The sequence below is a fragment of the Chitinophaga sp. RCC_12 genome, from assembly GCF_041360695.1.
Lineage (GTDB): Bacteria > Bacteroidota > Bacteroidia > Chitinophagales > Chitinophagaceae > Chitinophaga.
Window position 1 is genome coordinate 683364 of record NZ_JBFUPS010000004.1, and the last position, 11605, is coordinate 694968.

An 11605-nucleotide genomic window follows, 5' to 3' on the forward strand; every position below is an offset into this window, starting at 1 on the left:
TTAAAAATCATCCCCGATTTCCGTCTTTTTTTGATAAAATCGAATTTGATTCCCCTGCTATTTGAATATTCCTCAACTTCGAGTAGGTTTGTGCCCTGTTTCCCCGCTATCAGCAATTATTAAGCCAATTGCAACACAGAGATACACATATAACTTAGTATAATATTATGGACCAGCAAAAGTCGACAAGTTATCCGAAAGAGAAGATCAGCATTTTATTATTAGAGAACATTAGCGATGCTGCGGTGGCAGAATTTACCACGGCAGGATACCATGTGCGCAAGCTTACCGGTGCGCTCAGCGAAGACGATCTTATCAATGAAATCAAGGACGTTCATTTACTGGGCATCCGATCCAAAACCAAAGTTACCCGTAAGGTACTGGAATCGGCCAGGAAACTGCAGGCTATTGGTTGTTTCTGTATCGGTACCAACCAGGTTGACCTGAAAGCTGCTACAGAACACGGTGTAACCGTTTTCAACGCGCCTTATTCCAATACCCGTTCCGTGGCTGAGCTGGTAATAGGCTTGTCTATTATCCTCATCCGCCGCATCGTGGATAAAAACAATGCAGCGCATAACGGCATCTGGCTTAAAGAAGCCACCGGCAGCTATGAGCTAAGGGGTAAAACACTTGGAATAGTAGGTTATGGTAACATCGGTAGCCAGGTGAGCGTATTGGCGGAAGGAATGGGCATGAACGTAATTTATTACGACGCCGAAACCAAATTGCCGCTGGGTAATGCAGAACAACAGCGCACGTTGAAGGAACTCTTCAACAAAGCGGATATCGTTTCGCTGCACGTGCCTTCCAGCAAAACCACTACGAATATGATCACTGCAGAAGTGCTCGCAGATGCTAAACCCGGGGCTATTTTTATTAACTATGCCCGTGGTGAAGTAGTAGACCTGGAAGCGCTGAAAGATGCACTGGAAAGCGGACGTTTGTCCGGCGCCGCCATAGATGTATTCCCGGTAGAACCGGAAAAGAATGGCGCCGCATTCAGCACACCACTGCAAAAATTATCCAATGTAATCCTCACGCCGCATATCGGCGGAAGCACGGAAGAAGCGCAGCACAACATCGGACTGGACGTGAGCAGTAAAATGCTCAACTACCTGGAAAAGGGCGCCAGCTTCGGTTCCCATACGGTACCTGCTATCAGCGTACCGCCTATTGAAAACACACACCGCATCCTGCATATCCACCGGAACGTGCCGGGCGTGTTGTCTGCCATCAATACTGCTTTATCTGCCAACAAAATCAACATCCTGGGGCAGTACCTGAAAACCAACGACCAGATCGGTTACGTGGTACTGGACGTGGATACGAGGTTATCGCAAGAGGCGCTGGCTTTGCTGAAGGAAGTAGAGCATACAATTAAAACAAGATTACTGTATTAGTAAAAGCAACAATGGATTTGCGGGCGAACGGTTTTAGTTCCCCGCAAATCCGTGATGCTCACCCACCATATCTCCCCGTTCACCGACTCTTTTTACTCATATACGTTTTTTCTTCCCGTATTTTCAAAATTCTTTGTTAACCTTGTAGTGCAACTGAAAAAATTAGCACATGAATATGAACAGGGTACTGACAGCAGGAGCAGGGGTAATAGCCGGTCTTTTGTTGTATGTAAATGCTTTCGCACAAGATAGTGAACCAAATAAATGGGCGCCAGCAAATATCAAAATCGACGGACAGGCTACTGAATGGCCCAAACCCCTGCAGTTTTATAACAACGTTACCAAGTTATTTTACACAATAGCCAACGACCAGGAGAATTTATACGTAATCGTTAGTGTTCCTGATCCGCAGAGCCAGATGAAAATTATGCGTTCCGGCCTCACTGTTTCCATCAACCCTACCGGGAAGAAAAAAGGGGGCGCGGGAATTACTTTTCCGCTCACCTATAATGTAAACACCGGTGCGCCCGATGTCCCGGAAGAATCCCGGGCACTCATTGCAGGTGAATTGAAAAAACAACTCCTGGCGAACGTAAAGGACATCAAAGTAGAAGGATTTGACAGCATCCCGGATGGCAATATTCCGGTGAAGAATACGTTTGGTATTCAAACCACCTCCTCATATGATGCCGCCGGTAACCTGGTTTGTGAACTGGGTATCCCGCTGAAGGTGCTGGGTATCCCGGCCGGAAGTGATAAGCCCATCGCTTATCATTTTAAGGTAAACGCCATGAAAAGGGAGGACAAAAAGGAACTGGAGGCCAAACGGGCCAAAGGAGAAAAACCCCCGATGCCAGGTGAATATGCGGACCAATTCGCCTTGTATTATTCAGCCGACTTCTGGACACGTCAAACGCTGGCCACCCAAAAGTAGGCAAACAGACTACCATCGTCTTAACTGTTTTTATGTATAGAAAACTGTTTTCTGCGGGAACTACCACCATACTGGCGGGAGCCTTGTGCACAGGCACTTTTATGTCCTGCCACAAAGATAAACCAGCCCCTCCGCCTGTTGACATTACAGACGCCCTGAAGAAGGACTCCCTGAAGTACCTGATGTACCAGATCATGCAGGTAACTTACGGCGATGGCGGACGAACGGTCAGCAAAGGATTGCCTACTTACTACTGGTATTCCAGTGTACCGCAGCTGGATCCCCTGGCCGGCAAGTACGCGGATGCAAACGCCCTGCTGACAGAGATGAAAGGCTATGCCATCAACCTGGCCACCAATGCCGCATACGATCATTACAGCTTCCTCGATGAAGATGGTACCATCACCAACCAGCTGATGAATGGCGTATCGGAACAGAATGCCGCCGCCAATCCCTCAAAACTGGGATTTGACATCGGTTTTGCTGCCGGAGCAGATGCCAGTAAAGTAAGACTATTTGTAAAGTATGCAGATAAGAACAGCCCCGCCGGTAAGGCAGGCGTTTTAAGAGGGTGGGAGATTATTTCCGTAAACGGTAATACCAATTTTTCCAGTGCCTCTTCTGCTATCAACTCGCTTTATAATACGATTTCAACGGCATCCACCATCACCCTGGGATTTAAAAAACAGGATCAGACTTCGGTTACCCTTACTATCAATTCCGCTACATACAACATAAACCCGGTGCTGTTCGATACCATTTACACCGTTAAGAATACCGCCAACATAAATATAAAGGTGGGCTATTTCGCGATGTATACCTTTTCCAGTGTAACCAACGACGCCGGAAATGCCACCGCTACCAAAGCGGCTTTGGATCAAACGATCGCCAAATTCAAGGCGCAGGGCATCAAACAACTGATCGTGGATTTCCGGTACAACGGCGGCGGAGCCACCTCTACAGCGGAATACCTGGATAATGCTTTTGCTCCTTCGGCTGCCGGCGGTAAAGTGATGTATACCTACAAGTATAACGACAAGATCATGCAGAACCTCGCCGCTACCAAACTGGATGCGCAGGTGAACTTTGCTGCTGCTACAGGCGGTATGTCACTGGACAATATATTTTTTATTGTATCCGGGGAAACTGCTTCTGCCAGCGAATTAACACTGAACAACCTTAAACCGTACATGAATGTAAGGCTCATCGGGAAGAAGACATACGGAAAACCGGTTGGCTTTATTGATTTTAATATCACGATGTATGATAATGATCATAAACCGGTATACCTCGCTGACCTGTACGCCATCAACTTCGAAACCATGAACGCCAACGGAAACGGCGGCTATTATACCGGCATCCCGGTAGATGCGGAAGCGGCTGACTATGTAAACGTTGCCTGGGGTAACACTACATCGGATCAGAACCTGCAGCAGGCCCTGAACTATGTTTCAACAGGCACTTACCTGGATCTTCGTACCAGCGCCAGGATCAGCGCAGCTGCCAGCAATGATTTGCGCGCGGCTATTCCTGGTATTACGCCTGCCAGAGGGTTTAACGGAATGGTTGATTTCAGGTTAAGCAAGAAAGTAGCAGGACTTCAATAACATATATCCTTTAACGTTAGCCGGCCAATTCAAGCCGCGTTGATCGCAAGATCAACGCGGCTTTTACTTTAGGGACAATAAAAAAGTCCGGATACGTATATCCGGACCAGTTAGCTGATGGAAGAAGAAGTATCAGCGGTGACCCAGTTTCCGGATCATATCTTCAGACATATCCTCTGAATAAACACCATACCCATACATCAATACGCCTTTGAGACCTGATTTGGTTTCAATGGCATACACTACTGCCTCATCGCCGGGATCCGTATCTCCTTCAAAGCGATAGGTTTCTGTAATGTCAAAATCCTCCGGCCGCACATTCCCGCTGTTACACTGAATACTGTCGAAAACAAGGTTGAAATCGGTGGTGTATCCGCGTTTGCGCAGATCTTCTATGGCCGCTGTTACGGTGTCGTACACTTTCATATAAAAACAATTTCCGGTTTGCAAATGAAACGGCACTAAGTTAATAAATCGCCCGGGATTTGATGAGTTGGATATAAAAACAAAAAGCATAAAGCCGGTTGGCCTTATGCTTTTTGTTTTATGATCGCGTATCCGTTATCAGCGGATCACGGTAACTTCTCCTTTCAGTACGTTGGAGGATCCGCCGGCTACTTTCTTGTAAGAAAGCCACCATACGTATGTACCAACATCCACCGGAACTCCCTTGTATCTGCCATCCCATCCTTTATGATTGTCGGACGACATGAAGATCAGCTCACCCCAGCGGTTAAAGATCCGCAGTTCGTAGTCGAACATTTGTCCCCTCACTACTGGTCTGAACACATCGTTACGTCCGTCGCCGTTTGGTGAGAAGGCGTTTGGTAAGGTTGGTTTAGGTTCACATTCTATAAAGCCTACGGTGATATCGTCGGTAGCAGATCCGCAATCGTTGAATACGGTTACGGTATAGGTACCTCCGTTAGTCACGGTGAGGGATGGTCCGCCGGAACCGTTATCCCAGCGTACACCGGTAATCCCGCCACCTTCAGCACGCAGTATCAGCGTTTCACCTTTACAAAGAGTGGTATCTCTTCCCAGGTTGATAACCGGTAAGCCGGTGATATTTACTTTCACGCTGTCGAGGAACACACGTTGACAGTATTTATCCATCACAGCTAATTTATAGCTACCTGCCTGAGAGATCTGTTTAACCGGGTTAGGATCACCATCGTTCCAGAGGTAAGAAATGGCATCCGGATTGGTTCCGTCCAGGGTAATGGTGCCACCAGGGCAGATATTCCTGTCGGGGCCCAGCTCCATGGTGAGCGATGGTTTCATTCTTACATTCACGGTATCTCTTACCACGCAGTTATCCCTGCTTACCGCTACCCAGTATCCGCCTGGTTTGTTTACCACGATAGAGTTGCTGGTTTCACCTGTCTGCCATTTGATACGGCCGCCGTTGGAATTAACGGTGAGCATAATGGACTGGTCAGGACAGATAGACGTGTCGCGGCTCAGGCTGATGTCTGGTGGAGGATTCACACTCACTTTCACGGTATCAATGGTGATACATCCCGACTTCATCACTTTCACCCAGAATTGTTCCTGTGTTCCTACCAGGATGGAAGGTTCTGTAGAACCGTTACTCCATAGATAGGAGCCACCATTTACATAAGCATCCAGTTTCACGGTTTGGCCGCGGCAGATGGTTGTATCAGGGATATCAACCAGTGGCGTTGGTACCAGACCTACATGGATGGTATCGGTAGTGGCGCATTCGCCGTTGCTTACATTTACCCAGTAGGTGCCTGCCTGGTTAATATTGATCCGTTGCGTGGTTGCGCCGGTAGACCATTTAATCTGGTAGGCGAAATTAGCAGGACCTGCATCCAGTACCAGGTTGTTGCCACCACAGATCGTGGTATCATTGCCCAGGTTCACCATTGGTTTCTGGATGTAACTCAGATTGTAAGTCACGGTGTCGGAAGAACAACCCGTTCTGCCATCCGTAATGATGAAGGAAGCAGAAGTAGCCCCGTTCAGGTTAAACACGTTGTTGCTTTGTGTTCTTGGCAATCCTGTTACCGCATTGGCCGGCGTAACTGCTACCAGTGTATAGGAAGGCAGGTATACGTTGCCAACTTTGCGTAAAGCGATCCTGCCGTTGTCTGAACAGTTGGAAGGCAGGGTAGCTTCCAGTTGCGGTTTATCGCAAGGCTTAATAACTACACGTTGGATAACGTCGTTGGCTTTATTGCCGCAGGCATCCATGATGGTCCATCTTCTTACAATCGTATATCCGTTACAGATATCTTCCACATATGGATCTTCTGTATAGATAGCTCTTTTCGGGAAGCTGTTATCACAGTTGTCTGTTGCGGTTAACACCGGTGCAGCAGGGATCTTATCCTGGCAGTAGATTTCCACATCTGCAGGGGCAGGCATGATCACTGGTCTGGTGGTATCTTTTACATTTACTACCTGTGTGATGGTAGTGGTATTACCACAGGCATCTTTAGCAATCCAGGTTCTGATGATGCGGTAGTTACCGGCACATTCTCCTGGTATTCTTTCTGTAGTGATCCTGCGGGATACGGTAAGACCATTTCCGATGCTGCTGCAATTATCAGACACCTGTACATCAGTAGCAGGAGCAGGGATGTTATCACAGCTCACTGTTGTGTCGGCAGGAGGCTTCACGGTGAATACCGGTTTAGTGGTGTCCTGAACGGTGATGATCTGCTGCATTACGGTTTTGTTGCCGCATTCGTCGGTAGCGGTCCAGGTTCTTGTTTCCCGGAAGTTAGCAGCGCAGTTACCTGGTAATTTCACGGTTTTGGTACTGGTGAATACCTGGATGCTGCCGCTGCAATTATCGGTAGCGGTGATGGCAGGCCATGCCGGTACCTTATCGCAATCCACCACGGTATCTCTTGGAGCAGGCATGCTGAATACCGGTCTGGTGGTGTCCTGTACCTTAATGATCTGTTGTACTGCACGGGCATTACCACATTCATCAAAAGCGGTCCACTTACGGTAGATCACGTAGTTGTTATTACAGTTGTTCGGGTTGTGGGCAGCAGAATCTTTCGGCACTACTGTAATTACGCCTGGCGTACAGTTATCAGTTGCCGTGAGATTAAATCCGGCCGGGATCTTATCGCAATCCACTGTGGTATCAGCAGGTGTTGCCATATTGAATACCGGGGCGGTCATGTCTTTCACGGTGATCACCTGTTTCAGGGTCACGCCGGTGTTACATTCGTCTTTCGCAGTCCAGGTGCGGATCAGCAGGTAATTGTTGGTACAGTTGCCTGGCAGATCCTGGCGAACTTCCACTACAGGGATAATGATTTCCCCGGTGCAGTCGTCGTTTGCTTTCAGGTTTATTGCTGCAGGGACTTTATCACAATTTACGGTGGTATCGGCAGGCGCTGGCGTGGTGAATACCGGTGCTTTGGTATCCTTCACCGTAATGGTTTGTGAAGCGCTTACTGAAAGGCCGCATCTGTCTGTCGCTGTCCAGGTACGGGTAATGGTACTGAGGCAAGGCGAAGTAACCACGGTGACGTCATTATAAGTAATGGTCAGTGGCTCGTTGTTGTAAGGCGCGTGACTGAACGCCGGATCTCCGAAGAGCGTGGTGTAGTCTTTACCTTTTTCACATTCCGTTGTAATGGCCGGAGGAGTGAAGGTAACAATCGGGCTGATAGTGATGGCCGTGATTTTCACCACGTTGCTGATGTTGTTGATACAAGCTCCGGAAGCTACCACTCTTCTGTACCAGGTGTTGGCTGCAAGCAAACCAGGCTGGTAAGTATCGCTGGTGGCGCCGGCGATGTTGGTGAATGGTCCGTTTGCACTGGCAGTGCTTTGTTGCCACTGGTAGGTGTAGGTGCCATTACCGCCGGTCAGTGCATTGCTGCGTATAGCCTTTGGCGTTTCTGTTACGCAAACCGTTTGATCATCCTGGATGGTGTTACCGAGTATCGGTTTACGGTTAATCAGGGTGACACTGGAACTGGAAGCGTCACATACGCCGTTGCTTACTACCCATGTTAATTGGGCTGTTTCGCCGGCAGGAACGGTGATGGTAGCATCTTTCCGGTTAATATCACTGATGTTGATCAGTGCCGCGTTGTTGCTGGTTACAATCCAGGTGCCTTTTGCACCTGCTACACCAGGATCGCTGGCGCTCATTTTAAAGGTGGCATCATCGCAATGTTCCTGATCAATACCTGCGTTGGCAGGTACCGGTAATCTGTAGTTGATGAGTGTTACGTCATCCCAGGTAGCGCTACATACGCCGTTGGTTACAGTCCAGCGTAAAGTAACCGTATCACCTGCGTTGATGTTCACATTGGAAGTAGGACTGTTGATAGACCTGATCGCAGCATTTCCTTTAATAACAGACCAGAAGCCTTTTGCACTTGGTACAGATACCGGATCTGCTGCCAGGGTGAAGTCGCCGGTGTTATTACACATTTCAATATCTGCTCCTGCGTTTGCAGCTGCCGCTGTTTTGTAGTTGATCAGTGTAACTGTGCTGCTGGTGCTCATACAGCTACCATTTGTTACGGTCCATTTCAGGATCACGGTATCGCCAACCGGAATGGTTACTGCGGTATTCGGGTCATTTACCGATTTGATAATGGCGTTACCCGGAACGCGGCTTACATCAGTCCAGGTGCCTTTTGCACTGGGGGATCCGGGTTGACTCGCCTTCATGATGAAGTCGGCCGTAGTATTACATTTTTCCTGGTTAAGGCCGGCATTTGCCGTGATGGCAGCTTTGTAGTTGATGATGGTTACCCTGCTGAAGCTGGTATCACATACACCATTTGCGATAGCCCACTGGAGTATCACGGTATCGCCTACAGGCACTGTTACCGCGGTAGTCGGACTATTGGGTGATTTGATTTTTGCTCTGCCAGGTATTGGGCTGATGTCAGTCCAGGTACCTTTTGCTGTAGGTACGCCCGGCACATTTGCCGCCATGATGAAGTCGCCTGTGTTGCCACAGATGGCCTGGTCAGGACCGGCATTTGCTTTATTTGCGTTAGCGTAGTTGGTAAGCATTACCGTATCATAAGTAGCGGCGCAGGTGCCATTGGTGATTTTCCACACCAGTTTTACGCTAACACCCGCTGCAACAGTAACGGCTGTGTTGTATTGATTCGGAGAGGTGATAGTCACCCCGGTGATACCGGCTGGATTCGTCCAGGTGCCTGTTACATGTAAACCAGCAGGTTTGCTGCCATTCAGGATGAAGTTGATATCATCACATTTTTCCTGGTCAGGACCAGCCTTGGCGGCAGCAGGTGTTTTGTAGCTGGTGATCCTTACGGTATCTGCCAGGTCTGCTGCGCATTTTGGATTGGTGATCTTCCAGGTAAACAGGATGGTGCTGTCTGCCGGAACGGTAACGGAAGTTTTCGGATCGTTAATGTTCGCGATCTTCACAGTGGCAGTCGCTGGTGAGAAGGTCCACGTACCAATAGCACCCAGCTCAGTTGGAGCGGTGGCATTCATGGTAAAGGTGGTTTGCTCACAGGCTATTTTATTGGTGCCTGCATCACGCATAATTGGTTTGAGCAGGCTGGTGATGACAACCGTATCCACTTTATCCGCGCTACATGTACCATTTGAAATGCTCCAGATCAACTGTACCGCCTTGTTTGCAGGAACCGTCACAGTGGTTTTCGGATCGTTCTTATTTACAAAAGATACTGCAGCAGTAGCAGGGAGGAAGGTCCAGGTGCCTTGTGCATTCAGCTCAGTAGGAGCAGTGGCGTTAAGCGTAAAGGTAGTTTTCTCACACTCCATTTGATCGGTTCCAGCATTGCGCATAATTGGTTTGAGCAGGCTGGTGATGACAACTGTATCCGATTTATCGGCGCTACAGGTACCATTTGAAATGCTCCAGATCAGTTTCACCGCGGCGTTGGCCGGAACGGTAACAGTTGTGTTGGCTTTGTTTTTATCAACAAAAGTCACCGCAGCAGTAGCAGGCAGGAATGTCCAGGTACCTTTTGCATTCAGTTCCGTAGGCTCGGTGGCATTAAGCGTAAAGGTAGTTTTGTCACATGCTGTCTGGTCAGTACCTGCGTTGCGCATCACTGGTTTGAGCAGGCTGGTGATAACAACCGTATCCGATTTGTCCGCGCTACAGGTTCCGTTTGAAATGCTCCAGATCAGTTTCACGGCAGTATTAGCAGGGACGGTAACATTTGTGTTGGCTTTGTTTTTATCAACAAAAGTCACGGCAGCAGTGGTGGGCAGGAAGGTCCAGGTGCCTTGTGCATTCAGCTCTGTCGGCTCGGTAGCATTAAGCGTAAAGCTTGTTTTATCACATGCTGTCTGGTCAGTACCTGCATTGCGCATCACTGGTTTGAGCAGGCTGGTGATAACAACCGTATCCGATTTATCCGCGCTACAAGTACCATTTGAAATGCTCCAGATCAGTTTCACCACAGCATTGGCGGGAACTGTAACATTCGTGTTGGCTTTGTTTTTATCCACAAAAGTCACCGCAGCAGTAGTAGGCAGGAATGTCCAGGTGCCTTGTGCATTCAGTTCCGTAGGCTCGGTGGCATTAAGTGTAAAGGTAGTTTTATCACATGCTGTCTGGTCAGTACCAGCGTTGCGCATCACTGGTTTGAGCAGGCTGGTGATGGCAACCGTATCCGATTTGTCCGCACTACAGGTACCATTTGAAATGCTCCAGATCAGTTTCACCGCTGTGTTGGCCGGAACGGTAACATTAGTGTTGGCTTTGTTCTTATCAACAAAGGTTACCGCAGCAGTAGCAGGCAGGAATGTCCAGGTGCCTTTTGCATTCAGCTCTGTCGGCTCGGTAGCATTAAGCGTAAAGGTGGTTTTATCACATGCCGTCTGGTCAGTACCTGCGTTGCGCATCACTGGTTTGAGCAGGCTCGTGATAACAACTGTATCGGATTTATCGGCGCTACAAGTACCATTTGAAATGCTCCAGATCAGTTTCACCACAGCATTGGCGGGAACTGTAACATTCGTGTTGGCTTTGTTTTTATCCACAAAAGTCACCGCAGCAGTAGCAGGCAGGAAGGTCCAGGTGCCTTGTGCATTCAGTTCCGTAGGCTCGGTGGCATTAAGTGTAAAGGTAGTTTTATCACATGCTGTCTGGTCAGTACCAGCGTTGCGCATCACTGGTTTGAGCAGGCTGGTGATGGCAACCGTATCCGATTTGTCCGCACTACAGGTACCATTTGAAATGCTCCAGATCAGTTTCACCGCTGTGTTGGCCGGAACGGTAACATTAGTGTTGGCTTTGTTCTTATCAACAAAGGTTACCGCAGCAGTAGCAGGCAGGAATGTCCAGGTGCCTTGTGCATTCAGCTCTGTCGGCTCGGTAGCATTAAGCGTAAAGGTGGTTTTATCACATGCCGTCTGGTCAGTACCTGCGTTGCGCATCACTGGTTTGAGCAGGCTCGTGATAACAACTGTATCGGATTTATCGGCGCTACAAGTACCATTTGAAATGCTCCAGATCAGTTTCACCACAGCATTGGCCGGAACCGTAACATTCGTGTTGGCTTTGTTCTTATCAACAAAAGTTACCGCCGCAGTAGCAGGCAGGAAGGTCCAGGTGCCTTTTGCATTCAGTTCTGTAGGCTCAGTAGCATTAAGTGTAAAGGTAGTTTTATCACATGCTGTCTGGTCAGTACCTGCAT

At 48.5% G+C, this 11605-nt stretch carries 5 protein-coding genes; 3 read left to right on the forward strand and 2 right to left on the reverse strand.

All coding sequences use genetic code 11. From position 1 onward, the window contains the following. The first annotated feature begins 167 nt into the window (after nt 1-167). From serA to AB6805_RS15855, 3 genes are all read left to right on the forward strand, one after another. Nucleotides 168-1403 (forward strand): phosphoglycerate dehydrogenase, encoded by a 1236-nt coding sequence (gene serA / locus AB6805_RS15845; RefSeq protein WP_370910402.1) that lies wholly within the window; start codon nt 168-170, stop codon nt 1401-1403. A 169-nt stretch (nt 1404-1572) separates the two neighbouring features. Continuing rightward, complete coding sequence (locus AB6805_RS15850; protein ID WP_370910403.1) at nt 1573-2337, forward strand: hypothetical protein; 765 nt, start codon at nt 1573-1575, stop codon at nt 2335-2337. A gap of 32 nt (nt 2338-2369) precedes the next feature. Continuing rightward, a complete protein-coding gene (locus AB6805_RS15855) occupies nt 2370-3944 on the forward strand; it encodes a S41 family peptidase (RefSeq protein ID WP_370910404.1) in 1575 nt (524 codons plus the stop codon). Between the two features lie 132 nt (nt 3945-4076). On the opposite strand, the gene AB6805_RS15860 is transcribed toward AB6805_RS15855, so the two are convergent. Together AB6805_RS15860 and AB6805_RS15865 are read right to left on the reverse strand one after the other, a co-directional pair. Next, nucleotides 4077-4370: a phosphoribosylpyrophosphate synthetase gene (locus AB6805_RS15860; protein WP_370910405.1), complete on the reverse strand. Its 294-nt coding sequence runs from the start codon at nt 4368-4370 to the stop codon at nt 4077-4079. A gap of 138 nt (nt 4371-4508) precedes the next feature. Beyond that, a partial coding sequence (locus AB6805_RS15865) for a gliding motility-associated C-terminal domain-containing protein (protein WP_370910406.1) occupies nt 4509-11605 on the reverse strand: 7097 nt, incomplete at its 5' end.

Bases quoted from the DNA above. Each gene is read 5' to 3' on its own strand.
- AB6805_RS15855 (WP_370910404.1), top strand. From the start codon at position 2,370: ATGTATAGAAAACTGTTTTCTGCGGGAACTACCACCATACTGGCGGGA.
- AB6805_RS15850 (WP_370910403.1), top strand. From the start codon at position 1,573: ATGAATATGAACAGGGTACTGACAGCAGGAGCAGGGGTAATAGCCGGT.
- serA (WP_370910402.1), top strand. From the start codon at position 168: ATGGACCAGCAAAAGTCGACAAGTTATCCGAAAGAGAAGATCAGCATT.
- AB6805_RS15860 (WP_370910405.1), bottom strand. From the start codon at position 4,370: ATGAAAGTGTACGACACCGTAACAGCGGCCATAGAAGATCTGCGCAAA.